At 62.9% G+C, this 25,935-nt stretch carries 22 protein-coding genes and 1 tRNA gene; 9 read left to right on the plus strand and 14 right to left on the minus strand.

Annotated elements, in window-relative coordinates; translation table 11 throughout:
- Nucleotides 1-33: 33 nt before the first annotated feature.
- The 3 genes from BBD46_RS20640 to hemB all read right to left on the minus strand — a co-directional run bounded on the left by BBD46_RS20640 (nucleotide 34) and on the right by hemB (nucleotide 3,970).
- Complete coding sequence (locus tag BBD46_RS20640) at nucleotides 34-612, minus strand: PH domain-containing protein (protein ID WP_071403531.1); 579 nt, start codon at nucleotides 610-612, stop codon at nucleotides 34-36.
- Between the two features lie 131 nt (nucleotides 613-743).
- Nucleotides 744-2,507, minus strand: a complete 1,764-nt coding sequence (locus BBD46_RS20645; protein WP_071403532.1) for an ammonium transporter — start codon at nucleotides 2,505-2,507, stop codon at nucleotides 744-746.
- 461 nt (nucleotides 2,508-2,968) lie between these two features.
- Nucleotides 2,969-3,970 carry a porphobilinogen synthase gene (hemB, locus tag BBD46_RS20650; RefSeq protein WP_071403533.1) on the minus strand — a complete coding sequence of 334 codons (1,002 nt, stop codon included), beginning with the start codon at nucleotides 3,968-3,970 and terminating at the stop codon, nucleotides 2,969-2,971.
- A 114-nt stretch (nucleotides 3,971-4,084) separates the two neighbouring features.
- On the opposite strand from hemB, the gene BBD46_RS22855 reads away from it, so the two are divergent.
- Nucleotides 4,085-5,689 (plus strand): hypothetical protein, encoded by a 1,605-nt coding sequence (locus tag BBD46_RS22855; RefSeq protein WP_071403534.1) that lies wholly within the window; start codon nucleotides 4,085-4,087, stop codon nucleotides 5,687-5,689.
- Nucleotides 5,690-5,729: 40 nt separating this feature from the next.
- On the opposite strand, the gene BBD46_RS20660 is transcribed toward BBD46_RS22855, so the two are convergent.
- Entirely contained in the window at nucleotides 5,730-6,809 is a 1,080-nt protein-coding gene (locus BBD46_RS20660; RefSeq protein ID WP_071403535.1) for an asparaginase, read from the minus strand.
- A 217-nt stretch (nucleotides 6,810-7,026) separates the two neighbouring features.
- Here BBD46_RS20660 and BBD46_RS20665 point away from each other — a divergent pair, with 217 nt between their 5' ends.
- The 4 genes from BBD46_RS20665 to BBD46_RS20675 all read left to right on the plus strand — a co-directional run bounded on the left by BBD46_RS20665 (nucleotide 7,027) and on the right by BBD46_RS20675 (nucleotide 9,802).
- Nucleotides 7,027-8,202, plus strand: coding sequence for an MFS transporter (locus BBD46_RS20665; protein WP_071403536.1), 1,176 nt, complete (start codon nucleotides 7,027-7,029; stop codon nucleotides 8,200-8,202).
- A 144-nt stretch (nucleotides 8,203-8,346) separates the two neighbouring features.
- Complete coding sequence (locus BBD46_RS22860; protein ID WP_171908258.1) at nucleotides 8,347-8,499, plus strand: hypothetical protein; 153 nt, start codon at nucleotides 8,347-8,349, stop codon at nucleotides 8,497-8,499.
- Nucleotides 8,500-8,561: 62 nt separating this feature from the next.
- Entirely contained in the window at nucleotides 8,562-9,341 is a 780-nt protein-coding gene (locus tag BBD46_RS20670) for a TrmB family transcriptional regulator (protein ID WP_071403537.1), read from the plus strand.
- Nucleotides 9,342-9,478: 137 nt separating this feature from the next.
- Nucleotides 9,479-9,802 carry a 4Fe-4S dicluster domain-containing protein gene (locus BBD46_RS20675; protein WP_006165595.1) on the plus strand — a complete coding sequence of 108 codons (324 nt, stop codon included), beginning with the start codon at nucleotides 9,479-9,481 and terminating at the stop codon, nucleotides 9,800-9,802.
- 51 nt (nucleotides 9,803-9,853) lie between these two features.
- Here BBD46_RS20675 and BBD46_RS22865 read toward each other — a convergent pair whose 3' ends face one another.
- Entirely contained in the window at nucleotides 9,854-10,018 is a 165-nt protein-coding gene (locus tag BBD46_RS22865) for a DUF6757 family protein (protein ID WP_006110911.1), read from the minus strand.
- A gap of 44 nt (nucleotides 10,019-10,062) precedes the next feature.
- Complete coding sequence (locus tag BBD46_RS20680; RefSeq protein WP_071403538.1) at nucleotides 10,063-10,869, minus strand: PHP domain-containing protein; 807 nt, start codon at nucleotides 10,867-10,869, stop codon at nucleotides 10,063-10,065.
- Between the two features lie 186 nt (nucleotides 10,870-11,055).
- On the opposite strand from BBD46_RS20680, the gene BBD46_RS20685 reads away from it, so the two are divergent.
- Nucleotides 11,056-11,343 carry a DUF5789 family protein gene (locus tag BBD46_RS20685; RefSeq protein ID WP_004267430.1) on the plus strand — a complete coding sequence of 96 codons (288 nt, stop codon included), beginning with the start codon at nucleotides 11,056-11,058 and terminating at the stop codon, nucleotides 11,341-11,343.
- 154 nt (nucleotides 11,344-11,497) lie between these two features.
- Here BBD46_RS20685 and BBD46_RS20690 read toward each other — a convergent pair whose 3' ends face one another.
- The gene (locus BBD46_RS20690) at nucleotides 11,498-12,505 is read right to left on the minus strand and encodes a DUF5784 family protein (protein ID WP_084777837.1); all 1,008 of its coding nucleotides are present in this window, start codon (nucleotides 12,503-12,505) and stop codon (nucleotides 11,498-11,500) included.
- A gap of 125 nt (nucleotides 12,506-12,630) precedes the next feature.
- On the opposite strand from BBD46_RS20690, the gene BBD46_RS22420 reads away from it, so the two are divergent.
- Entirely contained in the window at nucleotides 12,631-12,804 is a 174-nt protein-coding gene (locus BBD46_RS22420; protein WP_004267428.1) for a DUF5786 family protein, read from the plus strand.
- Between the two features lie 131 nt (nucleotides 12,805-12,935).
- Here the strand turns inward: BBD46_RS22420 and BBD46_RS20695 are convergent, their stop codons facing one another.
- Nucleotides 12,936-13,955 carry a YkgJ family cysteine cluster protein gene (locus BBD46_RS20695; protein WP_071403540.1) on the minus strand — a complete coding sequence of 340 codons (1,020 nt, stop codon included), beginning with the start codon at nucleotides 13,953-13,955 and terminating at the stop codon, nucleotides 12,936-12,938.
- 115 nt (nucleotides 13,956-14,070) lie between these two features.
- On the opposite strand from BBD46_RS20695, the gene BBD46_RS20700 reads away from it, so the two are divergent.
- Entirely contained in the window at nucleotides 14,071-14,340 is a 270-nt protein-coding gene (locus tag BBD46_RS20700) for a DUF7561 family protein (protein WP_071403541.1), read from the plus strand.
- Nucleotides 14,341-14,544: 204 nt separating this feature from the next.
- On the opposite strand, the gene BBD46_RS20705 is transcribed toward BBD46_RS20700, so the two are convergent.
- Nucleotides 14,545-14,640, minus strand: a tRNA-Gly gene (locus BBD46_RS20705).
- A 220-nt stretch (nucleotides 14,641-14,860) separates the two neighbouring features.
- On the opposite strand from BBD46_RS20705, the gene BBD46_RS20710 reads away from it, so the two are divergent.
- Nucleotides 14,861-16,768: a helicase C-terminal domain-containing protein gene (locus BBD46_RS20710; RefSeq protein ID WP_071403542.1), complete on the plus strand. Its 1,908-nt coding sequence runs from the start codon at nucleotides 14,861-14,863 to the stop codon at nucleotides 16,766-16,768.
- A 251-nt stretch (nucleotides 16,769-17,019) separates the two neighbouring features.
- Here BBD46_RS20710 and BBD46_RS20715 read toward each other — a convergent pair whose 3' ends face one another.
- From BBD46_RS20715 to BBD46_RS20735, 5 genes are all read right to left on the minus strand, one after another.
- On the minus strand, nucleotides 17,020-17,679 hold the full coding sequence (locus BBD46_RS20715) for a hypothetical protein (RefSeq protein ID WP_253184616.1): 660 nt from the start codon (nucleotides 17,677-17,679) through the stop codon (nucleotides 17,020-17,022).
- 173 nt (nucleotides 17,680-17,852) lie between these two features.
- Entirely contained in the window at nucleotides 17,853-21,359 is a 3,507-nt protein-coding gene (locus BBD46_RS20720) for a S8 family serine peptidase (RefSeq protein WP_084777838.1), read from the minus strand.
- 272 nt (nucleotides 21,360-21,631) lie between these two features.
- The gene (locus BBD46_RS20725; protein WP_071403544.1) at nucleotides 21,632-22,867 is read right to left on the minus strand and encodes a class I SAM-dependent methyltransferase; all 1,236 of its coding nucleotides are present in this window, start codon (nucleotides 22,865-22,867) and stop codon (nucleotides 21,632-21,634) included.
- A gap of 3 nt (nucleotides 22,868-22,870) precedes the next feature.
- Nucleotides 22,871-24,028 (minus strand): 60S ribosomal export protein NMD3, encoded by a 1,158-nt coding sequence (locus tag BBD46_RS20730; protein WP_071403545.1) that lies wholly within the window; start codon nucleotides 24,026-24,028, stop codon nucleotides 22,871-22,873.
- A 92-nt stretch (nucleotides 24,029-24,120) separates the two neighbouring features.
- Nucleotides 24,121-25,833 (minus strand): PQQ-binding-like beta-propeller repeat protein, encoded by a 1,713-nt coding sequence (locus tag BBD46_RS20735; protein WP_071403546.1) that lies wholly within the window; start codon nucleotides 25,831-25,833, stop codon nucleotides 24,121-24,123.
- Nucleotides 25,834-25,935 lie beyond the last annotated feature (102 nt).

The following is a 25,935-nucleotide window of genomic DNA, read 5'->3' on the forward strand; positions in this document are numbered from 1 at the left end:
CCAGACCCGACACTGTCACCGTAAGTGGTTGCCTCAGCGCCCCTTCCGCTCGGATTGGCGTCTCCGAACCGTCTGGGCCACCTGCTCGTAGTTCGGAACGCCCTGCAACTGCAGATCGCCACCCATGCCGAAACCGCTCGGCGTCACCGTGTGCGAAACCGTGATCGTGCCGTACCCACGACTGCGGCTGAACGACGTCGTTTTGGTCTGGAGTCCACTCACGTCTTCGACCCACGTTTCGTTCGTCGTTCTGGTCGTCATTCCGGTCACGACGATGATGCGCCGGTCGGTGACGAGATACCGCTGGTAGGTCCGCTGATACCAGACGTAGCCTGCGATCAGGACGCCCGGAACGAGTGCCAGGAGCCCGACCGCGAGTTCGACGAAACTCAAAAGGAGTCCGAATCCGACAAACATGCCTGCAAGCGTGAGCGAGCCAGTCCATCCCCACCACGTCGGCCGCGTGTCGACCAGCACTGTTTCGTCGTCGAGACAGAACGGCTCGTCACCCGAACTGGTGTCCGTCTTCGTCTGCGCTGCAGCGTCCGCTTCGCTTTCGTTCCCCTCCGTTTCGTCGTACTCCACCGTCGACCGGTTACCCCGCTGACTCATTCATCAGCTACCTTCGAGAGCGACGTGATAAATGTGGGTCATCTCTGGAGACAATCAGTCTCTCTGATATACCGATTGAGACGGGGCCGTGGTGTCATCCGGGTGCGGGACCGCGGACGAGACCCTATCGATTAGATCGCCTCAGTCCCCGTCTTTCCGGTGCGAACCTGGTATGCGTCTGCGACCGGGAGAACGAAAATCTTCCCGTCGCCCGGTTCGCCCGTGTTCGCGGCGTCGGCGATCGCATCGACGACTTCGTCCGCTGGGATATCGGCGACGACGCACTCGATCTTGATCTTCTGGTGGAGGTCGACGGTGTACTCCTCGCCGCGCCACTGCCCCATCTTTGCGGGCTGAGAGCCGCGCCCAGAGACGTTGGTGGCCGTCAGCGACGGCGCACCGACCTCGGCCAGCGCCTGCTTGACTGCACCGAGGCGGTCAGGACGGATGATCGCCGTGACCATCTCGATCTCACTCCCGTCGGTCGTTCCCCCATCGGAACGCAGGGGCTGCTCGCCACCATCCGTTCGAGCGACGGAACTCGAGTGCCCGCCGTCTGCAGCGATATCCGGCTGACCGAACTCTGGGTAGGTGTCGACGCCGTGTTCGGCGAGGTCGAGGCCGTCGCGTTCGTGATCGGGCGTGACGCGGGCCTGTCCGATTAGCTTGAACGCGCCCCAGACGGCTGCAGTCGCCACGACGGTCCAGATCGTGATGGTCGCGACGCCGACGAACTGCGGTGCGAACGCGCTGGCTTCGATCGAAAGGAGGCCGCCGGCAATGACGCCGCTGCCGATGGCCGTTCCCTCGACGGACCACAGCGGGTAGATGAGCAGCCCGAGCATGCCCGCAGTCCCGTGAACGGGGAAGACTGCACAGACGTCGTCGATCTTGAGTGTCTCGTCGACGAGTTTGAAGACGAGCGGGAGCTGTGCGCCGGCGAGGAAGCCGATCGCGATCGCCCCGACGGGCGTGATGAGGTCCGTCGGACCGGTGACGCCGACGAGGCCGGCGAGCATCCCGTTCGCGACGTACAGCGTGTCGACTTTTCCGTTCATCGCCAGGGAGACAGTCGACGCGCCGAGTGCGCCGAGTCCCATGCCGAGCGCGGTCACGATTGCGACTCGCCCGACGATGGCGAAGTCACCGAGGACGAACTCGCCCGTGTCGATGACCAGCGCAGCAGTCCCGACGTTGAAGCCGAACCAGCCGAAACAGAGAATCAGCGTCCCCAGCACGGCGAACGTCAGCGAGTGGCCGGGAATGATGTTGACGCTGCCGTCGTCGCCGTACTTGTCCATCCGTGCGCCGATGATCCAGGCCGCGGTCAGTCCCGCGACCCCACCGACACCGTGGACGACCATCCCGCCCGCGAAGTCGTCGAAGCCGAGGCTCTCGAGAAGTGGTGCCTCAGCACCGGGCGCGTACCAGACCATCGCCGCGACCACCGGGTAGATGACCGCCGCGAGCAGGAAGGTGTAGGCCACGTAGGCGCGGAGTTTTGCACGGCCTGCCACCGCACCGGACACGATCGTCGCGGCCGTCATCGCAAACACCGCGCTGAACAGTAACTCGGCCATCTCGACGCTCGGGTCGAGGCCAAACTGCGTCAGCGGACTCGAGCCGCTGCCGCCGCCGAGTATCGTCCCGACGTTGTTCGCGATTCCCATCCCGACGGCGACGAACACGAGAATGCCGACCGCCCAGGTCAGCATGTTCTTCGTCAACTGGTTCGCGACGTTTTTCGAGCGGACCTGTCCCGCTTCGAGCATCGCGAACCCGGCGTGCATGAAGAAGATCAGGAAGGTGACCGTCAGCATCCACACCAGGTTCAACCCCGTCGCGAGCGACTCGAGATCGCCCATCTCTGCTTGTAACACGACCGATTCAACCATTACGTACGCACCTCAGTTCCGTTCGAACGGATCACTCTAACCGGACACTGTAGACAATCGTCCACTATTCCGCCATCTCCACTGCAGTTCGTGTTCCAAATCACGTTCGACTGGGATGTAACAGTGGAATATAAGGCTACGCGTTGTTGTTCGTCAAGTATCCTGCCCTATTAGGTTGGATCGTCAAACTCTAGAGTCAATATAATGTGTATTAGGTTTCCGACGTCCGCAGTTTGGCGCGGATTCGCGCTGCAACTGGGCGTTTAGGTACCACTTCGCATAGTGGCTGTGGCAAGTACTACCGGTCACCGCCCAGCAAACCGCCAATCAGTGTCGTGCGCGGCGTCTTTCGGTCAGTTTCAGTGATCGTCTCCCCTGTGACTGGACGTTCATCAACTCTCTTTCTGATTCCGGTCCGCCCCAGGTGCACACCACCGCAGAACACGCTCCGGCTGCGAGACTCAGCGCAGTCGTCCCGCAACGTCCTCGGCGAAGTAGGTCAGAATCAGATCCGCGCCCGCCCGCTTGATCGAGAGCAGGGACTCGAGTGCGACCTCCTCGAGATCGAGCCAGCCCTTCTCGGCGGCGGCGTGGAGCATGGCGTACTCGCCGGAGACGTTGTAGGCGGCGACGGGGTGGTCGAACTCCTGGCGGATGTCGCGGACGATGTCCAGGTAGGGAAGGGCGGGTTTGACCATGAGCACGTCTGCGCCGGCGTCGGCGTCGAGACGGACCTCACGCAGTGCCTCGCGGGAGTTCGCGGGGTCCATCTGGTAGTGACGACGGTTACCGAAGGCGGGTGCGCCGTCGGCGGCGTCCCGGAACGGGCCGTAGAAGGCGCTCTCGTACTTTGCGGCGTAGCTCATGATCGGCACATCGTGGAATCCCTCGTCGTCCAACCCGTCGCGGATCGCGCCGACCATGCCGTCGGTCATGCTGCTCGGCGCGACCATGTCCGCGCCCACTGCAGCGTGGGAGACTGCCGTCCGCCGGAGCGAGGTGAGGGTGGCGTCGTTGTCGACGGTCAGCGAGGGGTCCGGCGTCTCGCACTCGCCGTCACGGAGTTCCGGTTCGAGTGTGCCGCAGTGGCCGTGTTCGGTGTACTCACAGAGACAGACGTCGGTAATCACGTAGGCGTCCGTTTCGGCGGTGATCCGCCGGGTTGCCTCCTGAATGACGCCGTCGTCGGCCCAGGCGCGCGTTCCCGTCGCGTCCTTGGATTCTGGGATGCCAAAGAGCATGACGGCTTCGACGCCGGTCTCGAGTACTTCCTCGACGCGCGCGACACTTTCTTCGATCGGCACGCGCTCGTGGCCGGGCATCGACTCAATTGGTTGGCGCGTCGTCGCCGTCGCGTCGATGAACACCGGCGCGATGAGATCCGCCGGCGTCAGGCTCGTTTCGCTGACGAGCCCGCGTATCCGGTCTTGCCGGAGCCGACGCGGACGGTGTGTAAGATCCATACTGGCGTTATTGACGGCATATGCAAAAGCGGTGCGTTCACGATCCGTCGCGTTCGGTGAAAGATCAGTTTGAGCTAGCGGCTCACTTATACTATTTCTCCGACACGTCCCTGTATGGACCGCCGCCGCTGTCATCGCTCTCGCCGCCGCTTCCTCCAGACCGCTGCTGGTGGACTGGCCCTTCTTGCAGGCTGTGCCGATCTCGGACAGACGGACGACGAGCCGGACCGTGATCCTGCACAGGTTGGTTCGAACCCGGATGTGAATGCGGACGCGGATGACGACGTAACCATCGGGTGGCCAACTGCGGATGTGACCGTCGTCGACTTCGAAACGGCACCGCTGACCGCTGTCGTCACTGGCAGCGTTCGGACCGAAGACGGCCTCGGTGCGACACTCGATTTCGACGAGCCAGCGACCGCGTCGTCGCCGGCGACGCTTTCGGGCGTGGTCACCAACCACCACGACTACGAGCAGACGTTCGATCCGACTCGGCTCGTCGTACTCGACGACCCGCCTGCGAGTCGGTCGTCCGGCGACGCCAACGATGCAGTCTATCTCGTCCCGACCGCGGAGCATCCACTCGCCGAGACGGTGCCGTCGTCCAGCCAAGACGACGGCCGCTGGCGAGTCGACACCGTCCACGGCGACTGGTACCCCGAGACGCTCACGCTCGAACCCGGGGAACGACTCGAGTGCGAGTATCACCTGCTCGGCCACCACGAGCGCGCCTCGCAGCCGATCGAGGCCGGTCGGTACGAGTTCAGCGCTCAGGAGAGCGGATTCGCGGTCGCCGTCTGGCCGACCGACGCGCCGGGGCCCGACGGTGACTCGCAGTTTTCGGGGACGGACGTGCCGGCGCTTCCCGAGTCACTCGACGAGGAGGGGACCGAAGCCGCCGACCTCCACTGGTACCACGAGGCGACCCCGGAAACCCCGGTGTATCTCGAACCGGACCAGGAAGCGGTCACCGCACCGGCGCGGATCGAGTTCGATCTCGTCAATCACAGCGACGAGTTCCTGTCGGGGAACCCCCACCGGTGGCGGCTGTCCAAACTCGTCGCCGGCGAGTGGCACCGGATCGCACCCGATGTTACCCCCGACCCGCTGTCGTGGGTCGCGCCGGGCACCGTCACGACATCGACGCTCGACCTCTACGACGGCCGGCCGATCGACCGTGATCGGTCCCGAACGGTCGGCTACCTGGGCGGCGGTCGCTACGCCTACTCGGTCGGCTACAGCGCCGACGACGAAACCCACGCCGCCCTGTTCGACCTCGACGCATCACCCCTCGCGGTGGAGTTGGAATCTGATGCCATCGTTGACGACGCTGGAAACGGAACCGCGGCCGACCGCGTCGTCCGTCTACCGAACTACGAGGACGCCCGCCGCCCCGCGACGCTCACGGTTACTCGAGTCGGTTCCGGTTCGACCCCCGACGCCGATGCCAGTACCGATACTGAGCCCCAGACCGGCGACGCCAGCACCGACACCGACACCGACACCGACGCTCACCTCATCCCCGAACAACTCCCGCGCCGTCGATTCCGCAGTTTCCGAAACACACTCCCGCTCTTCGACGACGACGGCATCGACCGCGTCGTCCTCGAAACGGATCGCGGAACGGCACTCCGCTGGTTCGGCTACGAGGAAGCCACGCGGACGGTTTCCTACAAGGGAACCGTGTTCGAGGTGACGGGTGCACTCGAGTCCGACTGATGCCTCCCACTCCCTCCGCCTCTCACCCGCATCGGACCGCTCAGACTACCGACTCCACACCCTCGAACGCCGCAGCGACACGATCTTGGACCTCACCTTCGGCGTCGTCACCAGCCACCGACAACACCAGCGCCACCTTCAACCGCGCCTTCCACGCCGGCAGATCGCCACCCGAAATCGCACCCGCCTCGCGGAGCGTCTGCCCACCACCCGGCCCGCCGTACAGCCCCGCCGTCGCACCCGCGTAACACCGCGAGGTCAGCACCACCGGGAGGCCGTCGTCGATAGCCGTCTCGAGTACACTCCCCAACTCGCCGGTCGCGTTCCCGAGCCCGGTACCGGCGAGGACGACGGCGTCGGGAGCGGCGGTGGACTCGAGTGCCTGCGCGAGCTGTCGGCCGTCGGCACCCATCGCGTTCGTCACGATGTCGACGCGGATGTCGGGGTCGATTCGCGCGCCGTCGTCCGGGATCGCCGACGCGTCGGTGTAGCTGCGCGGTTCGCGAAACGTTCGGAGGCCGTTGGGGGTCAGTTCGGCCACCGGCCCCGCGCCGGGTGAGGCGAACGTCTCGAGTTTGCTCGTGTGGGATTTGACGACCCAGCGGGCGGCGTGGACGGTGTCGTTGAACGCGAGGTAGCTACCGGTCTGGAACCGGTCGTCGACGGCGGCACGGACGGCGGTGAGCAGGTTCGAGGGGCCGTCGGTTCCTTCCTGGTCGAACGGGCGCTGTGCGCCGGTGAAGACGACCGGTACGTCGGCGGCGGAGACGAGGTCGAGGTAGTACGCCGATTCGGCCATCGTGTCGGTGCCGTGAGTGACGACGACGCCGGTGACGCCTTCCTCGGCCGCTCGCTCGGCGGCGTCGACGATGTCGGTCGCGTTCTCGACGGTCATCTGGAACCCCGAGCGCTGGCAGACCGTGTCGACGTTGAGGCTGGCGTACTCGGTGAGTTCCGGGACGGCGTCGACGAGGTCTTCGCCGGATACCGATGGGGTCTTGCCGCTGGTGTCGTCGTCATCGCCCGTGCTCGCGATGGTGCCGCCGGTGCTGACGACTCTGACGTGTGGCTGTGACGACGATGCGGACGCCGGCGACGGTGCCGAATTCGGTGGTGACATATCCGTGTGCTCGGCTTCCAAGGAGAAGGGTCTTCCCGCCGTCGGGGACGACAGCCGTCGTTGACGCGGATTCGGTCTGTCGCTGTTCGACTCCGGGCGACGGCTGCCGGGATCAATACCCTCATCTGTCAGCATCGGTGACGAACGGATGAGCGATTAGAACGACGATGGCGAGGAATTCGATGGGACGGACAGGCAGACGGCTCGTTGGTGGCGAATGAGACGGTGGCGATACAGCGAGACTGTGCTCGCGCTGTGTACACTCGCGTTCTTCGCGACGATGGTCGGCCGACTGGCGATCAGTCCGGTGTTGCCGCTGATCACCGAGGACTTCGGCGTCACGAATTCGGTCGTCGGCGTCGCGATGACCGGCATGTGGATGGCCTACTTCCTCTCGCAGTACCCGAGCGGTATCTTCGCGGACCGCTACGGCGAGCGCCCGATCATTTTGATCGCCGTCGGCGGAACGGCAGTAACGAGTCTCTTCCTCGCACTCTCGCCCGTCTTCGCGGTGTTCGTCTTTGGAACGGTTGCACTGGGTGCCGTCGCCGGCCTCCACTACAGCGTTGCGACGACGCTGTTGACCCGGACGTACGACGAGATCGGGGCTGCGATCGGGGTTCACAACAGCGGCGGTCCCGCTGCCGGTCTCGTCGCACCGCCGATCGCCGGCTGGGTCGGTGTTACCTACGGCTGGCGGGCGGCCGTCGCGATCGCCGTTCCTATTGCAATCCTCGTCTACGTGCTGTTCTCCTGGCTTATCGACCCGACGGAGCCTCGCCGACCGAACCAGCCGATGCAGGATCGATTCGATATCGGGGCGATCACGGACCTCCTCTCGCGGCCGAAGATCGCGTTCCCGATCTGTCTCGCCATCGCCGCGGCGTTCGTCTGGCAGGCGACCTCAACGTTCCTTCCTACGTTCCTCACCGAACACCGGGAGCAGTCGACCGAACTCGCGGCTGTCGTCTTCGCGAGTTACTTCGTCGTACAGGCGATCACGCAGGTCGGTGTGGGTGCTGTTTCGGACCGCGTCGGTCGCGACTTCGCGACGGCCGGCTGTCTGTTCCTTGCGGGTGTCGGCTTCGTGATTTTCGTTACCGTTCCCGGATTCGAAGCCGTCGTCGTCGGAGTAGTACTGGTCGGGACCGGACTCGGCTGGGGAGCAGCGCTCTTACCACGGTTCATGGACGTTCTCTCGGATGCAGAACGCGGGGCCGGATTCGGTCTTATTCGCACGGTGTACGGCTTTATTGGTGCACTCGGTTCGGTCGCAACCGGGCTGTTCGCCGACCTCTTCGGTTGGGGGGTTGCGTTTCTCGTGTTGGCCGGCCTCCTGGGGCTCGGTTTCTGTGCGATTCTCGTCAACTGGCTGTTCTCGCTCGGCTACTGAGGGATTGCGTCCTGTCCTGCCCGGCTCGTTCGCCTCGTTCCACACACCTCGTCTCGTGCGATGTTGTTACGACAGCAGTAACAGTCGTCATACTCCTCGGAAAGTAACAAGTACATTATGTGTTCTGACGAGAAAGGAGTGATGATGACAGACACGACGCGAAAACGAGCGGCAGCACGCTGTGAGGACTGCGGGCGGGCACTCGCCGTCTGGGTAACGCCGGATCAGAAAATCGCACCGATTGGCAGCGTCAGCGGTTGCCCCTGCGGCGAAACCTCGTTTCGATTGCTCAACTGATCATCTCGAAACCCGTCGGCTGAAAGCTTCGGACTTTACTCACTGTAGTCGGTTGTTACCGTGTGTCCGTCGACAATGCCGAGGAAGCGATTGCAACCCTCGTCGAACTCGGGCTGACGGAGTACGAAGCGCGCTGTTTCGTCGCGCTGACGCGCCTCCAGGACGGGACGGCAAAGGAAATAAGTCAGGTTTCCGATATCCCCCGGTCGCGCGTGTACGACACGATCGAACGGCTCGACGAGAGCGGGCTGGTCAACGTCCAGCAGACCGATCCTCGTCGGTACAAGGCTACCTCCGTCGAGACGGCCTGTCGGCGGCTTCGAGAGGACTTCGACTCGCGAATTAACGCGGCCGAGAACGCCCTCAAACAGGTCGAGGAACCGGAGTCGGAGGCGGACGAAGGAATGTGGGCGATCTCTCAGCCCGACCACGTTACCGACCGCATCGTTACCTTCATCGACTCGGCCGAGGAGTCGATCCATCTCGTCGTCGCCGAGACGACGGTCGTCGAACGTCGCATTCGCAAGTCGATCGCGACAGCCGTCGACCGTGGCGTCGAGGTGTACATCGAGGTCCCAACCGAGGAGGACAGAGACCTGTTTGCGGAGTCGGTTCCCGAGGACGACATCGTGACCGCACCTGATCTCGAGTCGGCCGACTCGGTGTACGACGAACGGCCGGGTCAACTCCTCGTCGTCGACCGGCGCGCGATCGTCGCAGCCGGGATCAGGGAGAGCGACTTACCGGGCGTGACCCAGGAGACTGCGGTCTGGACGCACGGACACGATCACGGATTCGCGGCCTGGGTTCGAACACTCCTCGACGAGCGGGTTGCCAAGTAGTCACCGACGACAAGCACGAGCACAACAACGACGAGTGACCGTCGATCAGTCGCTTCCCGACCGTCCGAGAACCGGTCGCACTGTCGTACACGAGTCCGTACTTTTAAGTGCGCATCCGCCGTTCTCATCTGCTAGCAATGGCCATAGATCCACAGTTCCACGAAAACCGCGAGCAGGTCGACGAACACGAGGGCCACGTCGTCTGGGGTCCCGTCGACGAACCCGAAGAACTCGGGATCCACGGCACTCACGTCGCCGTCGACTTCGACCTCTGTATCGCCGACGGTGCCTGTCTCGAGGACTGTCCCGTCGACGTCTTCGAATGGGTCGAGACCCCTGGACACCCCGAGAGCGAGGAGAAAGCAGACCCCACCCACGAAGCTCAGTGTATCGACTGCATGCTCTGTGTCGACGTCTGTCCGGTCGACGCGATCGACGTCGACGCCGGACGAACGGCCTGATTCTGCACTCTCTGTCTATTCGCGTGACGGATCGCGGTCGATTGTACGAGTCTACTCCGCGCGATCGACGTCGACTTTCTCTTTGAGGTTCTCGAGTCCGTCGGCTTCCGCGAGCTCCTGTAAGCGTTCGCGGAAGTGTTCCTCACAGAGACCGACTTTGAGGCCGTCCGACTCCGCGGCGAAGGCGGCCTCGCGGTCACAGTAGTGACAGTTCATACACAGCCGTTGGTGCCACGAGGCATTGAACCCTCCGCTCCCGGCTAGTCCGTCTGACTTTCTGGGACCAGCCCCAACTGGTCGAACTCTTCCTTCGAGAGTCCTGCAACGCCGAGTTCCTCCTCGTGGGCGTCGGTGCCGCCGGTCGCGAGCAAGTCGTCTCGCTCGATTGCTCGCTCTACTGGTTCGAGATCGACCGTTCGGCCGTAGGGGTACGAGAGCTCGACTGCATCGAGATCCGCTGCGTGCGACAGCGCGTGCTCCGGGTTCGGATACCGAAGCGGGTGAGCGAGCGACACGACCTGTGCAGCCTCGCCGAGAATCCGTCGACCCTTCTCGAACGACGGAATCTCACGCGCGACGAAACACGGGCCGTCGTTTCCGATGAGTTGGTCGAATGCGTCCTCGTAGTCGTACTCGGTCTCCGGATGTGCATCGATCGCGCGGGCGACGTGCGGGCGGCCGAAGCCGTCCGTGACGGTGACGCCGAGGTCGATCCCCAGTTCGTCCTCGACGTTGTCGACGATCGCCTGTCCGCGTTCGATACGGTTCTCCTGAATCCCAGCCGTCAGGGACTCGAGTTCGGCCGTCGGCTCGATTCCATATCCCAGCAGATCGACGCGCTGACTCGGCGTGTCGCCGTCGCCCTGAATCTCGACGCGGAGTTCGATGCCGTTGACGAGAGTAATCCCATCGCGCTCACACACGGGGTCGTCGAACGGCTGGAGTCGGTCGTGGTCGGTGATCGCGACGACGCTGACGTCTGCACGGGCGGCCGCGTCGGGGACGGCCTCGAGTTCGAGGCTGCCGTCCGACCGCGTCGTGTGGACGTGAAGATCGGCGTAGGGCATTAGTCTGACTCATCCGAGTTGTTCTGTCGATAAAGGCGTTTTCAGTGTCGATGATGGTATTACCGGCCGCTTCGGTGGTAACGCGCACGCCAGTCGAACCCATTCTAGCCATATTAGGTCTTGGGTGAGGCTAGTAATCCATTATGGACAATGTTTATAATTATCGTTCACGCACGATGGGGTGTAATGCTTCCAACTGGCACCGCCGAGGTCATCGACGACCACGAGTACCCCGCAACGACCGAGGAACTGATCGAGGACTGTGGCGACCGCACCCTCGAACTCCCGAACGGCTCCGAGACGGTCGGCGACGTACTCGCGCGTCTCGAGTCCGAAACGTTCGAATCGGCGGATGACGCACAGCTCGCCGTCTACTCCGCGGTGAGCAACAAGGCCGTTGGCCGCGTCGGCTACAGCGACCGCGATCCAACACCGGTCGGCAGTCCGTACTCACCGGACGCGGTTTCCTTCTGAGGTCGGCCTGTTCGATTCTCTTCTTGGCTGTTGTGCAACTACTTGTTCAACGGAGAGTCATCGACCGCGCGCAGAGCAGCTGTTCAGTCGCTCAGCCATTCAGTCGTTCGGCCCTTCAGCGCTTCAACCATTCAGTACTCCAGCCGCTCAGCAATCAGCCCAGAAACTCGATCGCCTCGGCCAACTCGAGTGGCACCGATCCTTTCCGGTAGCCTTCGACCCGGCCGTTCGGGCGTGCGCGATAGACGACGGCGGGACGGTGTCGGACGTCGGGCCGTTCGCCGCGAACGGCAGCCCAGGCGTCGTCACGGAAACTCGAGCAGTCGACAAAGAGCACTGCCCCGCCGCCGTGTTCGGCGAGTTGGCCGTTCGTCTTCGTCTCCGCGGTATCGCGGACGGCTGCGACGGGGCCGTCTGCGGCCCGGTTCGTCGGCGGCTGCGGGCGAGTGACCTCGACGAGGACGTTCGTCTCGACATCTTCGGCGCGGAAGTCGAGCGAGTGTCCTGTCGTCACCTCGATTTCGGGTGTCACATCGTAGCCCGCGTCGGTGAGAATTTTCGCGGCGATGAATTCGCCGAGTGCGGCGCTCATGCGAACTCGGTCGACGTGGTTGCTGGTGCCGAGCTTGCCCGACATGTCGTGTCGGTACTCGTCGAGCGCGCCGGTTTTGAGAAAGTCCTCGAAGAAGCGCGTCGTCTCCCGTCGGCTCGCGTCGGGGAAGCCGGCGGCGTGCTGGCGGAAGAACGCGCGCGTCGATTCGCGACCGTCTTTCGACATGAAGACCGGCAGGAAGTACCACGAGAGGTGCGGATAGTCGGCCAGCCACGGGTCCTCCTCGTGCAGCGTCGCGAGGAGTTCACGCTGGGTCCAGCGCGCGACGTGATACGGAACCTCGCGCCAGCCGTACTTGTCCGTCCGCCAGAGCGAGGACGGCGTTTCCGTGTTGCCCATCCAGTAGGCCTCGTCGTCAGTACGCGCAAAGAGGGCGATATCGCCGTTTTGCATCTCGAAGCGGTGTGTCTCCCAGTCTGCGCCGATGTCGAACTGCGGCGTCACTGCACGAGCACCGATATTCGACCGCAGCGGCTGGAGTATCTTCTGTCGAACTCGCTGCTCGCTCCAGGATGTGGGCGAATAGCGAAAGCGAAGCGGCCGTGCCACGGGCGCCCTACGGCCTGGTCGGCCATACGTGTTGCGAGATAACTCCTTACTCACCGTGACTGCCTTCGAATATGAACGACCGTTACATTGATATGCGAATCGCACCTACTATGTGTATACTTGCCATGTCAATGGGTGCCTATGACGAAGACGAACACGAACGCCGCGAAGAACAAGCCTCTCGAGTCGACGCCGATTTCGATGACGAGCGAACGATCTATCACGGTCGCGTAGAGTACGATTCGGGTGACTCCGCGGAGGACCTCCTCGACCAGTTCGAGCAGATCAAGTCGGACTAGTGTCGACCCCCTCCCTTCTGCGGTCCATCAGGACGAGTCGTGAGCCGCTGCGCTCGCCTCGGTAGCGATCACCAGTTCATCCCGATCAGGGACGGAAGCCGTCGCTTGCACCGTGAGTGACCTGCGGTCGGTTACTCGAGTTCCCCTTCTTCCCAACCGGGCGTCTCGGGCGCGCCGTGGTCCTCCTCGACTGTAACTGCGAGATCGGGTGATGACACCGAATCATCATCGTCGCACGCTGCCGTGTCGTAGCGCTCGTGCCACTCGTCGATTGCGGGACCGACCCAGGACGCACTGTCGGGGGCGCTGTTTCCACTGTCTCCACCGCCTGCTGATGGCATCGCCTCCATCGCCTGTGTTTTTCCCGTCTCGTAGTGGTGCTCCGAAATCGCGAGCGTGCCCGGACTCGAGGCGCTCGCGACGGCGATGCACTCGGCGCGATCCTCCGGCCGAAGGTGACCGGTTTCGAGGCGGTCGACGACGCCGGTGAGGTCGTCCGGCTGTGGATGACAGAAGAGTTTCTCGCCGATAGCCTGTGAGCCGAGCAGCGGTCCGTCGCCGAGTTCGTCGTCTGAAAGCCGGTCGTCGAGCAGCCGATCGCCTCCGAAGGCCGCCTCGACGCGCTCGCACTCGGTTTCGTGTCCGAGTTCGAGGTTGTGCGCCGGATAGGCACCGCACTCGGAAGGAAAGTGTTCGTCGCCGTGGATGCGACACTGCAGCGTCGTCGGATCGAGAAAGACACAGGTCGGCAACCAGTTCGGTTCGGCGCGGCCGAAGGGTGCGACCGGTTTCGGCGGTTTTCGGAGGCCGACGAAGAAGACCGGTCGGTCCGCGATGGCGGCGACCTGTTGGCCGTCGATTTCGACCGCCTCGTGCTCGTCGCGGGCGCGCCAGAACCGCGGCGTCATGGCAGCAGCCATTCCCCGGTCGAGGAAGGTCCGGACCTCGTCCCGGGTCAGCGGGACGAAGTTAGCGTCGTCGTCGAACGGTGGGCGGCGCTCGTTTTCGGTGTTGTCGCTAGTGCTGTCGCTATCGCTGTCGCTGGCGTCAGCGAATCGCCCGCGCTGGCGCGTTCGGTCCGCCTCGTAGTCGTCGAGCAACGCCGTCCAGTCCATACAGCAGCCGGCACAGCCAGCACAGTGCACCTCCATATCCGGCGCTACCACCGCGGTCGGTATAACTCGTTGGCCGACGGTGGAAGCTGACACCGGGTGTCGAAACTGAACCGGGGGAACGACTTTCACCACGCAGCACCCACTGCCAGCTATGGCAACAGACGTCTGCGACGGCTGTGGTCGAGCGGTCAGCGTTGCCGGCGGCATCGCCAACCTCTGGACCTTCGGCGAGAACGACGGCAGCGACGGCTCGGCGATCACGCTCGAACTCGCTGACGGCACGGAGCACCTGCTGTGTTACCCATGTCTCGAGGTCATCCCCGACGACCCGACCGCCGAGGACGTGGCGCGACTCGAGCAGGTCGATGCGGAAACGTCCCGCATTGCACCCGGTAGTACCCACTCCGAGGAGTCACTGTGAAGCGTCACCGGTAGCGAGTCACCAGCAGCCAGTCACCTGCAGTACTCGAGTTGGCTACTAGGTTGGGAGAAGACATGAGCCGTGGTCCGCGAACGGTCTGGCCGACGCGGACGGCGGACCACGGACGCAAGCCACTGTGTTGAACGGGGATGGGGGAGGGGTGGCAATGGCAACGGGAAGGGTCATGGAGACCGATCCCGTAAACGGAAGGGGTGGGATTTGAACGCCACGAGGCATGTGCTGCCGTCGCGGGCCAGGGTCAGCTGGCACCGCGATGCTCTACCGCTGAGCGACCCTTCCGCGACTAAAGCCAAGGTCGGTGTTCGTATTTGTAATCAGTCGGTTACCTGCGGGTAACTGCCACCTACCGGTGCCTATCAGCCGTTTTTGCGCTCCACATCCGCTCCGATTTGCTGCCAGTTGGTTTCGATTCCGTCCAGTCTCGTTCCCCACAGCCGAACAGTTCAGTGCGAGCAACGCTCCGTAGCCTTTAGGAGTCGGCCGGTCCGTGACTCAGACGGTGAACCCCGAGCGGATCTTCGACGCCTTTCCCGCGCCCAGCTACCGCGGGAACCAGGAGCAGGCCCTCCGCGACATTCGTGACGCCTTCGCGGCCGGCAACGACGTGGTGCTCGTGCGCGCGCCCACCGGGAGCGGCAAGTCCCTTCTCGCACGATCCGTCGCCGGCTGTGCCCGGACGATCGAGGAGGCAGAGCCGAGCGAGGCCGCCGGGGCCTACTACACGACCCCGCAGGTCTCACAGCTCGACGACGTCGCCTCGGACGATCTGCTCGCCGATTTGAACGTCATCCGCGGCAAGTCGAACTACACCTGTATCCTCCCCCAGGAGCGCAATACGCCGGTCAACCAGGCCCCCTGCGTGCGCGAACGGGGGTACGACTGCTCGGTCCAGCATCGCTGTCCGTACTTTTCGGACCGCGCAATCGCCTCGAACCGATCGATCGCGGCGATGACGCTCGCGTACTTCATGCAGACCGCGGGTAGCGAGGTCTTTCGCAAGCGCGACGTCGTCGTCATCGACGAGGCACACGGCCTCGCCGAGTGGGCGGAGATGTACGCGACGATCCAGCTTGGCCCGCGAACCGTCCCGTTCTGGGACGACCTGCGCGTGCCACAAATCGACAGCATCGAACGGGCCGTCCGCTACGCCGAGAACCTCGAACAGACCTGTACCCGTCGCAAGGACGACCTGCTCGCACAGGAGACGCTCTCGCCCCGCGAGGTCCGCGAACGCGACCGGCTTCAGGAACTGATCGGCGAACTCGACTGGTTCGTCTCTGACTTTCGTGACCCGCAGAGTCCGACGACGTGGCTGGTCGACCAGTCCGAGCGGAACGCAGCCAATACGGACGATGAGACCGACGAGGAACTCGGCGGCCCCCTGACCATCAAGCCGATGAATCCCGAGAAGTACCTCGCCCACACTGTCTGGGACCGAGGCAACAAGTTCGCGCTCCTCTCGGCGACTATTCTCAACAAGGCGGCCTTCTGCCGACAGGTCGGGCTCAATCCTGACGACGTCGCGCTCGTCGACGTTGGCCACACCTTCCCCGTCGAGAACCGGCCGCTGTACGACGTCACCCAGGGGAAGATGACCTACGAACACCGCGACGAGACGACGCCGGACATCGCCCGTACCATCGTCCGGCTCATGCAGCGCCATCCCGACGAAAAGGGGCTGATTCACGCCCACTCCTACAACATTCAGGAGCGACTCGCCGACCTCCTGCGCGACTTCGGCGTCGGCGAGAGAATCCGCGTTCACGACCGCGACGGCCGCGACGCCGACTTAGAGGAGTGGAAAGCCAGCGACGACCCCGACGTGTTCATCTCCGTGAAGATGGAGGAGGCACTCGACCTCAAGGGCGACCTCTGTCGCTGGCAGGTGCTCTGTAAGGCTCCCTACCTCAACACCGGCGACTCGCGCGTCGCCCACCGACTCGAGGAGGGCCAGTGGGCGTGGTACTACCGGACCGCGCTGCGAACCATTATCCAGGCCTGCGGCCGCGTCATCCGCGCCCCCGACGACCACGGCGCGACGTATCTCGCCGACTCGAGTCTCCTCGACCTCTTCGAGCGCGCACGGACGGACATGCCCGACTGGTTCGCAGCACAGGTCGACCGCATGTCGACGCCCGAGTTGCCGGCGTTCGATCCGCAAGCGGCGTGTGATTCGTCCGGACCGGGTGGCCGGCGCGGCTCTGGTCGCAGTGGTGGCTCGGGCAGGGACTCGAGTACGAGTGGGTCAAAATCCGAGTCAGCGGGTCAGTCTTCGACGGGGTCGGATTCGGGGACTGCGTACACGCGCTCTCGCTCTCGTTCTCGCTCGCGTTCGCGCTCACAGTCGGGGTCGTCGAACGGTTCGTCGTCGAGTCCGCTCGCAGATGTTTGGGATACCGACGGCTAACGAGATTGACTGACGACCGACGACCGACGCGCGGAGTCTCATCGCAAAATCGAGTCGTATAGGCTGAGGTGATTCGGCCTCAGAACGCGGCGAGTGCGCCCCACGCGATCATCGACGTGACCATGAGGAACGCGAAGCCGAGCGCGATGAACTGATTTTTGTCCATACATCTCTCGATTCACTCCGATGGTATGAATGTCACGCCCGCGCTGGCGACGGCGGTTGATGGTAGTTGATCTGCGCGAGCGGTGTTATTCTTGCCTCGTTATCGATCCAAGGGCTATAAGTACGATTACCAGTGCGCCGAGTGCAGCGAGCGCCGTGAAGCCCGGTAGTCCGTTCTCCTCGCCGTTGCCGTCATCAGTGCTTCCCTCCTCGTTGTCGGCGCTAGTGTCGGTTCCGTTTTCACCAGCAGACTCACCGTCATCCCCCTCTGACATCTCGGTTATATCAATGTCGTCCTCGCCCTCTATTCGTTCTGCATCACTACCGGTTACGTGTGAGTCGTCAACGAACTCGAGTTCTTGAAGACCATCCTCAACGGTAAACGTCACCATCGCGAGTTTAGGCTTGTCAAGGCTATTATCTCCGGTAACCGACTCTGTCATCGCTACGTGTCCCTCCTCTGGCATTCCGACGTTCCCGATTCCGTCGAGATCCTCGAACTCGATATCGTTGTCAGTAATCACTACGTCCGATCCGTCGTAGCTCAGGTTGGCATAGAAGCCGGCGGTGTCCTCGGCGAGTGAGGCGATTCCGACGGTGACGGACTCATCGTCTTCCTCGATGAGTTCGAGCGTCATCGTATTGTCTGCGTTAGTCGCTATCAGTTCGCCCTCATCGGCTTCCTGGATAGTATCGGCTGTCGCGTGTACACTGGCAGCCATTGCCGGCGCCGTGGCTGCGGTCATCAGAACGACTACCATTGTGAGGACGAGCAGTAGTTTCGTTGATTTCGTCTGTGTCATTGTATTGTTTGTATGAATGGAAATTATTTATACCATTGTCGGTGTGTAATAACCGAGTACAAATAAAAACCGCAATGTAGCGGTTTAGTGGTGGTCGTTCGTTCTATACTCTTTAGTTAGCTTGTGAGTTCTTCCAGCATTATCGTGACATCACCAGGTCCAATTTCACCGTTCTGGTTCATGTCAGCGAATTCCTCGTGGAATGTATCGGTCGGTTCCTCTCCCATGAGGAACTGCTGGGTCAGCGTCACGTCCATGGTGTTGAACTCGCCGTCACCGTTTACGTCGCCAAGCCAACCAGTTTGGATCGTGTCATCAATCGGTACGACATCTACTTCGCCGTATTCGTTGTTGAGGAAGGTGTTCTCCTCATCGAATGCCAGTTCACTACCGCTCTGGTCCGCTTCACCGACGATTTCGAACTCGAATTCGGCGAGTGACGGCGCTTCATCGTCGCTGGCCTGTGCCTGTGCCATTGAAACCGTACCGTTCTCGTTGTCGATGTTTGTCACGGGATCATCGAAGTCGACACCCTCGATTCCTTCAACCTGAACGACATCGGGATCGAAGTGAACTTCAGTTTCGTAGCCTGCAACGTCTTCCGTCGTGTTGATCTCGATGTCAATCGTCTCTTCGACAATACCGACGTGGTCGCCATCACCGAACGTTAGTTGGTTGTCCGGTAGTTCGTCGACTGTTACCTCGTGAGTGTCGGCGTCGTCGTCACTCTCGACGGTAACGTTGCCGTCGCCGGCGTCGCTGGATTCGGTTTCCCACGTCAGCGATACGTTCGAACTTTCGCTCTCGCCGAGACCGACGTTGGTGCTGTCGACGACGTCGCCGTCGAAGTCAGCGAGCGTGACAGTCTGCGTGTCACCCTCTTCGCCAGCATTGCTCACCATCGCGTCGACAGTCAGCGTTTCACCTTCGGTTACTGGCTCGTTCGTGTCCGTGATTTCGACCTGGAAGTCGACACCGTCTTCGGCGTCGTCAGACAGGTATTCGACCGAGTTCGCCAGAATTGTATCGGCGTTCTCGGTGTAGTCGCCGTCAGTGACGAACGTCGAGTAGCCGAGGCTCGATGCGAGGATCGTCGAACTGTCGTCGTCGACGGCGAAGCCGTCTCCGGCTGGTACGCCGAATGCGACGGTGTCCGCGATCGAATCGAATTCGGTCCCGTCGAACCAGGTATGATCTCCGTAGATGGCGGCGTGAATATCGACAATGTCGCCTTCCTCACCGACGCCGTCGAAGACCTCGTGGTCGGCAGTTAGCTCGTATTCGATCGGTGGTGCAACGAGGTCAGCTTCGCCCGTGGATTCCGGTTCACCCGTCTCGTCGGAGTGAACTGGGATCGCATTGCTGTCGGAACCCCACTGATCGAGGTAGACAACACCGGTGTCGCCGCCCTCGGTCGCATCGATGAAGTCGCCAGCGTTCGCACTGTCGAGGTTCTGCACAACGATTACGTCGTAGTCATCCATCGCGTCTTCAGACGACATCACGACGGGATCGTACATCTCATCGAGCGAGTCCTCGAGTGTGTCAGCGACACTGTCACCGAACCCACCGGCGTCGTCGACGACAGCAACGGGGATGAACTCATCGAAGACGGTCGTTGGACCGGTGCTTACCGTTTCTTCGTCGCCTACGCCGGCGACGGTGTGCTCGAGTGCGAGTTCGCCTGCGGTGTCTTCAGTCGTTTCGACGGTGACCGTCACGTCCTCCGAGACTCCACCGTCGACATCGACGGGTTCGCCGAAGGATGCGGCGTCGCCGTTGACGTACAGCGTTGCGTACTCCTCGTCGTAGTCGCTGACGAGGTCGACGGTGACCGTGTCGGCGTTCGCGGTCGTGATCGTCGCGTCGACTTCGTCACCGCCTTCGACGCCGTCTGGCTGGTCGGCAGCCAGTTCGACGCCGAGTGCGTCAGCCAGTTCGAAGTCCTGTTCCGTGGTTTCTTCTTCTTCAATCGTCACGTCGGTGCTTTCGGCCTCGAAGCCGAACGCATCAGCAGTGACGGTGTGCTCGCCAGGTGCGGCAAGCGTGCTGTAGTAGCCGTCTGCGTCCGTGTCAGTACTCCCACCGTCTTCGACATCAACGGTTGCGCCGTCGACTGGCGTCCCGTCCGTGTCCGTTACGGTCCCCTCGATTCCGCTATCGAGTGCGACCATGTCCGTTGCGGCGGCAGCGTCAATGATTCCCATCCCGTAGCGGGTGTCGTACTCGTTGTCCGGTTCGTCCCAGTCAGATGGCTTCCAGGCGGTCTCCTCCACGGCGTCAGTGAGGAGTTCGCGGTCAGCGTCACCACCGGAAGCGGAGACCATCAGTGCGAAGGTTCCGGCCTTGTGCGGTGCGGACATCGAGGTTCCGGTGTAGCTGTCGTCGTATTCGCCCTGGTCAACGGGAACAGCGCTCAGGACATCGACACCGGGTGCGGCCGCGTTCGGCACCGTGTACTCGTCTGGCCAGTACTCAGGTGCGTCCGGGTAGGCCGCCGACGTCGTGATCTCTTCGCCGCTAGAGAGAGCGTGGACGTCGTGGCTCTCGTCAACCATTCCACTCGCAAAGTTCGGATACACGTTGCCAGGCGTGCCGCTTACACCGTCGCCGGAGTTACCGGCGGAGGTGACGAGCACTACTCCTGCATCGCGTGCGTTCTCGGACGGCTCGATCATCTCGCTGTCGTAGCCGTCACCGCCGAGGCTCATCGAGACGATATCAGCGTCGGTGTCGTCGACTGCCCATTCCATACCACCAATGATCTGCGCGAACGTTCCGCCGCCGTCGTCCGCCAGAACCTTGCCATGGTAGAGTTCAGCGCCAGGTGCAACACCGTAGGCTGGCACGTCACCGTCTGGATCTTCCGGTCCAACAACGGTGCCACTCACGTGCGTCCCGTGTCCGCTCCCGTCGTTCGGGTCGGTGTCGATCGGTTCGCCAGTGCTATCGAACTCCTGCCAGTTGTCGTCGTCGATCTCGAGGTCAGGGTGCTCGTCGTCGACACCCGTGTCGAGGATCGCGACGCTCGCACCTTCGCCCTGGGTACCGTGTTCGTCCCAGACCTCGGTTGCGTTGATCATATCGAGACCGTACGTCGTGTCTGACGTATTGTTGTCAGCCGTCTCTCCCTCGGAGTCGGCTTCTCGGTCCTTGTCTTCGGCACCATCGTCGGTGCCGAGATCGTCGACAAGTTCTACTTCGTAGTTCTTGTGGAGCTCTTCGGCACCGGTGTGTCGCATGACCTCTACAGGCGATACGTCGTCGGTGTCAACATCGAGAAGGACTGCGTTTGCAATCCAGAAGCTCTCCTTGAACTCGACGCCGTCAGTCGTTTCTGCCCACTTAACTGCTTCAGCTTGCGACTGTTCGGCGTGCGTCTGCATCGTATTGACCGCCTCCGCTGAGCTCGTCGCAGCCGACGTGTCAGCCGAGCCGAATCGTACGATCATCTCTGTTGTTCCATCCGCTTCGGATAGGTTATCGTCGATTGCATCAGATACATGCTCACCGACATCCGAAACGTCGATATCCCCCTCGTCCGCCATCCCAGCGTTGAGATTCGTCGCACCGGCCATTGCCGGAAGCGACGCGATCATTATGAGGGTAAATACCACTGCCATACTCCGTACGAGTCTTGACTTCGATGTACGTCTACTCATGTCTCAGTGTGTGGCACTACCAGTCAATTCGCATCACATTCTCTATCGAGTGAATGTATTGTTAAACAACACCAAGCATTATTCGCGCCAGAAATCGGCCAAAAGGTATATCAATAACTTCGTCAATTCGGGTGCGCAAATCAATTATATTACTGTCTGGTGTACTGCGTCTCTCCGTGGACGCCACTTTCGAAGGAGTTGATGGCTGCCACGGAATCTGCGAAAACGTAGCGCTATTCGACCGTCACGTCGAGAACCACGTGAGCGACGCCGGCACTATGACTCTTTACGCGCCGACGTTCGACGTCAGTGACTGTTCGACCAACATCGTCGACGGTTGTTTCGACGCGCCGAACTGGTCTCTCCCACAGTCGCGACTCCGGGGTCGCCTCGTGGTAGTGGAGCACGCCGCCGGGGACGAGCGCGTCGAGAGCGTCCGCGAGGAAGGTGTGGGCCGCTTCATCGCGCGTCTCTGGCTGTGCTGTCTCTGTCGCTCGCTCGTCGTCACCGTCGGGTTTGGGTCCGTTCTCGGTTCCACTTTCGCTCTCGCTGCCGCTCCCGTAGTACCCCATCACGATCCGATCTGCCGCCACCTCGCTCGTCAGGTCTCGACAGTCGCTCATGTAGGCATCTACCCGGTCACCCACGTCGTTCAGCATCGCGTTCTCGAGTAGGTACCGGAACGCGGTCGGGTTGATTTCCGTCGCCGTCACCTGCGCACCGGCGCGGGCCATCGGCAGCGTGAAGTAACCGATACCCGCGAACATGTCGAAGACGCGCTCGTCCGGTTCGCACACGTCGCCCATCCGGACGCGTTCGGCCTGATTCCCCGGCGAGAACATCACCTTCGTCGGATCGAGTCCGTATCGCGTCCCGTGTTCAGTGTGGACCGTCTCCGTATCGCGCTCGCCGGCGAGCAGTCTCGTCTGTGGCTCGCGCATGCGACCCGCCTCCCCCTCGTTCGCGATTCCCTCGTCCGCGAGCACGCTCTCCGCTTCGCCGTGCAACTCGAGTAGCGCCTCGCCTAGTTCGCGCTCCCGGTCTGCGGGGAAGTCCGCCGGCAGCGTCACCAGGATCACTGAGCCGACGACCGCCCACGAGTTCGGGGTGGACTCGAGTGCGTCGTCGCTCCAGCCGCGGTCCGCGAGGAGGGCCGCCAGATCGCGGTTGCGGTACTCGGGATCGAGTTGGCGGACGATGTCGAGGACATCGGTGTCTGTAGGCGGTGCGGTGACGGGCAATGCCACTCGTTCTGGACTGTCTTCCTGTACGTGTCGCGAGTCGTCGTAGACGCCTTCGGTTCGGAGCGATTCGATCGCGGTTTCGGCGCGTGGCTTTTCGACGATGACTGCGAGCGGGCCGTCCGCGCTCGCTTGCTGGAGGATGTCTGTTACGCGCTCTGCAGTGGCTGTCTCTTCCCTGCTGTCTGTCTGTTCCGCGTCGTCTCCGTCCGTCGGCTCGTCCGACATGGGTTACTCCTCCGCGGATCCGGATGCAGACTCGTCGGGGAGAATGTGCAGCCCCGCGCGACTCTTCAGGACGGGAACCGTCTCGGCGTCCGGATCGAAGTAGTCCGGTCGGGCGACGGTCTTCGCCTGGTACGTCTCGGGGTCGAGCACTTGCACGGCGTTCTCGTCCTCGACGGTGACGACAGTTGTCTCGTCGGCGTCCTCGTGCTCGCCGAGTTTGCGCGCGTCGGGCGAGTTCCCCTCCTCGTAGCCCGCCTCGTAGCGTTCGCCGGTCGTCACGCGGATTCCCTTCAGGTTGCCGCGAGCGCTGCGGACCAGAACCGGCCCGTCGTCGTCGGCGTCGTCCGCGAGGTCGATCACGTCGCCGGGGGTGTACGGCGGGAGGCGGACGGCGAAGGTGACGCGGTAGACCTCGTTGCCGTCCGAGTCCTCGGTGACGAGGGTTTCGGCGTCGTTGACGGTGCCGCCGAACTCTTCGACCATCTTGTTCGAGATCTTCTTGCCGATCTTGTTGGTCGAGACCTTGATGTTCAGTCCGTCGTCGGTCTCGCCGACCTCGGTGACGAAGGCGTTGCGGTCGCCCGTGGCTTCCATGTCGGCGACGATATCGTGGGCGATTTCCTTGGCGCGGTCGGTCTCCTCGCTCGTCGGCGTGCGTCCCTCCGCGCGGATCTGGACGATGCTGGCGTAGTAGTCGCCGGCGATGCGGCCACAGCGCTGGCAGGTCTGGCGGGCGATCTTGACCGGCACCGTCACCTGTTCTTCGACCGGCGTGCCGCGGACGACACCCGTAAAGAAACAGTGCATCCGGATCGTGTTCTGGTCGACCTGCTCGGGTTCGACCTGCCAGGCGACATCCTCGACGTCGACGTGGACCGAGAGCGCCTCGCTCACCTCCTCAATCGCAATGTCCGTGTAGTCCTGTGCGCCGACGTCGACCCAGCGGTTGCCCCGATAGACCGCACCACAGCGGGCGCAGACGCGGACGTCGATTCGATTCGGCGCGTCCACGAAGTCGAAATCCTCGAAGTAACACGAATCACAGAGGTCGACCTCGCTGCCGGGACGCAGCGGGTCGGCGGCGTCGCCCGACTCGTCGTCGGCCGATCGCTCGGGAACGGGGTCCCCACATCGGGGACAGAACGCGCGAGACTCACTCATTATCCCCGATTGGTGGCTGAAAGAGTTAAACGGCGCGCTCTGAACCCGGTTCGGAACGCGTCGATCGGGCGAGTAGCGGTACAGCCGTTCCGTTACTTGCTCGGCTCAGTTGCGCCGCTCCCATCGCTTCCACCGTCGGCCTGTCGACGGAGCCACTCGAGTGTCGCTCCGGCACCGAGGACGCCCGCGCCGGCAGTGAAGCCGGGCGTGCCGTCGTCGTTGTTGTCGTTGTCGTTCGAGTCGGCTTCCGATTCGGTGGGTTCGTCGGCGGTTTCGTTCGCTCCGCCGTTTCCGTCGGCCGATCCGGTCGAGTTGTTTTCGGTGTTTGTGTCGTTGTCGTTGTCAGTGTCAGCGTCCGTGTCCGCGTCATTGCCGGTGTCCGTCTCATTCTCCTCACTGGAGTTGTCCTCGCTCTCCTCGTCACCCGCTGCCTCGTCTGTCGCATCGTCGGATTCGCTCTCACCCTCGTCGTCCGCCGCATCTGTCTCCTCCTCGCTCCAGTCGTCGTTCTCCGAACGGATCGCGACGAGCGTTTCCGAACTGGCGTAGACCGTATCGTTCGCGAGTGCGATATGCGGAATGCCGTCCGTTCCGATCGACCACTCGATCTCGCCGGTGTCCGCGTCGAAGGCGTACACGCCGTCGTAGTGCTCTGGAACGTCGTCCTCGTCCGGATCGTACCCAGCCCCGTCGAGTGTCAGCCCTGCGTAGACGATTCCGTCGCCGACGGCTATCGAGGGGACGCGATACGTGATACCGCTTGGATCCCAGCTTTCCTCGCCGCTGTCCCGGTCGTAGCCCCTGACATTGTGCGAGTCGAGGCCGTAGAACCGCTCGTCGGTGATCGCCCCCGGATCGAACGTCGAGCGCTCGCTCGTGACCAGCCGCTCGCCGGTCTCTACGTCGTACAGCGTCGTGTAGCCAAGCGGCCACATCGACGCGTCATCCGTGTCCGCGCTGCCGATCGCCACGACCTCGTCCGTTGCAACCGGGTAGCTCGTCTGGCGCGGGTTCGGTTCCATGAACCGGCTGTGCTCGTCGTCGCCGACGGGATCGTCGACCCGCCAGCGCTCGGCACCGTCCTCGAGTTCGAGTGCGAACGCGTCGCTCTCGCTGACGGCGACGACGGCCCCGCCGCCGACGGCGACGGGCTGTTCGTACAGCGGTTCGTGCTCGTCAGTGTCGGCTGTGGGTGTAAACTCCCAGGCGACCTCGCGCGCGTCGATGTCGAACGCGAACAGGGTCCCGTCACCGACCGTGAACGCGTAGTCGCCCGCGACGACGGGCGAGGCCAGCGCCTCGTCGTAACCGAGGTCGTGCTGACAGCAAATCTCGCCGTCGGCAGCGTCGATCAGCGTCAGGCGCTCGCCGCCGACCAGGACGGTGTCGCCTCGCACCGCGGGCGTCCCGCTCGCACCGATGTTGTGGGTGGCCCACTCGAGTGCCCCGTCGGCCGCGTCGAGGGCGTGGACCTCGCCGCCGGTGGTGAGATAGACGGTGTCGTCGACGATCGCCGTCGGGCCGGCGTGTTCGTACTCCCAGGCGACGTGTACCGGCGGCTCGGGTTCGGTTGCCGGCTCGACGACCGGGTTGTTTCCGGGGGTGCCGCCGATCGACGGCCAGCCAGCTGTCTCGGTGCCAGCCGTGCCAGCACCGACGGTTGGGTGAGTATCTGTCGCCGGCTCTCCTGTCGTGTCGCTGCTGCTATCGGCACTGACACTCGACGTGCTCGCCGCTGCGAGTGTCGCACCGACTGCTGCGAGTCCAGTTCGCTTCAGCACGCGCCGCCGATCGTGTTCGACCATGGTCGTGACGTGTTCGGCTGGATCCCTTCGCTATCCGGATGGTAGCACGGTTTCACAGGGTAGAACGACAACGTCGCTGCGCGGATCTCTGTTTCACGCACT

This window comes from Natrialba sp. SSL1 (genome assembly GCF_001861355.1).
GTDB lineage: Archaea > Halobacteriota > Halobacteria > Halobacteriales > Natrialbaceae > Natrialba.

What these genes read in the sequence shown, in the direction of transcription:
- BBD46_RS20640 (WP_071403531.1), bottom strand. Translation starts at nt 612, where the DNA reads ATGAGTCAGCGGGGTAACCGGTCGACGGTGGAGTACGACGAAACGGAG.
- BBD46_RS20645 (WP_071403532.1), bottom strand. Translation starts at nt 2,507, where the DNA reads ATGGTTGAATCGGTCGTGTTACAAGCAGAGATGGGCGATCTCGAGTCG.
- hemB (WP_071403533.1), bottom strand. Translation starts at nt 3,970, where the DNA reads ATGGATCTTACACACCGTCCGCGTCGGCTCCGGCAAGACCGGATACGC.
- BBD46_RS22855 (WP_071403534.1), top strand. Translation starts at nt 4,085, where the DNA reads ATGGACCGCCGCCGCTGTCATCGCTCTCGCCGCCGCTTCCTCCAGACC.
- BBD46_RS20660 (WP_071403535.1), bottom strand. Translation starts at nt 6,809, where the DNA reads ATGTCACCACCGAATTCGGCACCGTCGCCGGCGTCCGCATCGTCGTCA.
- BBD46_RS20665 (WP_071403536.1), top strand. Translation starts at nt 7,027, where the DNA reads ATGAGACGGTGGCGATACAGCGAGACTGTGCTCGCGCTGTGTACACTC.
- BBD46_RS22860 (WP_171908258.1), top strand. Translation starts at nt 8,347, where the DNA reads ATGACAGACACGACGCGAAAACGAGCGGCAGCACGCTGTGAGGACTGC.
- BBD46_RS20675 (WP_006165595.1), top strand. Translation starts at nt 9,479, where the DNA reads ATGGCCATAGATCCACAGTTCCACGAAAACCGCGAGCAGGTCGACGAA.
- BBD46_RS22865 (WP_006110911.1), bottom strand. Translation starts at nt 10,018, where the DNA reads ATGAACTGTCACTACTGTGACCGCGAGGCCGCCTTCGCCGCGGAGTCG.
- BBD46_RS20680 (WP_071403538.1), bottom strand. Translation starts at nt 10,869, where the DNA reads ATGCCCTACGCCGATCTTCACGTCCACACGACGCGGTCGGACGGCAGC.
- BBD46_RS20685 (WP_004267430.1), top strand. Translation starts at nt 11,056, where the DNA reads ATGCTTCCAACTGGCACCGCCGAGGTCATCGACGACCACGAGTACCCC.
- BBD46_RS22420 (WP_004267428.1), top strand. Translation starts at nt 12,631, where the DNA reads ATGTCAATGGGTGCCTATGACGAAGACGAACACGAACGCCGCGAAGAA.
- BBD46_RS20695 (WP_071403540.1), bottom strand. Translation starts at nt 13,955, where the DNA reads ATGGAGGTGCACTGTGCTGGCTGTGCCGGCTGCTGTATGGACTGGACG.
- BBD46_RS20700 (WP_071403541.1), top strand. Translation starts at nt 14,071, where the DNA reads ATGGCAACAGACGTCTGCGACGGCTGTGGTCGAGCGGTCAGCGTTGCC.
- BBD46_RS20715 (WP_253184616.1), bottom strand. Translation starts at nt 17,679, where the DNA reads ATGACCGCAGCCACGGCGCCGGCAATGGCTGCCAGTGTACACGCGACA.
- BBD46_RS20720 (WP_084777838.1), bottom strand. Translation starts at nt 21,359, where the DNA reads ATGGCAGTGGTATTTACCCTCATAATGATCGCGTCGCTTCCGGCAATG.
- BBD46_RS20725 (WP_071403544.1), bottom strand. Translation starts at nt 22,867, where the DNA reads ATGTCGGACGAGCCGACGGACGGAGACGACGCGGAACAGACAGACAGC.
- BBD46_RS20730 (WP_071403545.1), bottom strand. Translation starts at nt 24,028, where the DNA reads ATGAGTGAGTCTCGCGCGTTCTGTCCCCGATGTGGGGACCCCGTTCCC.
- BBD46_RS20735 (WP_071403546.1), bottom strand. Translation starts at nt 25,833, where the DNA reads ATGGTCGAACACGATCGGCGGCGCGTGCTGAAGCGAACTGGACTCGCA.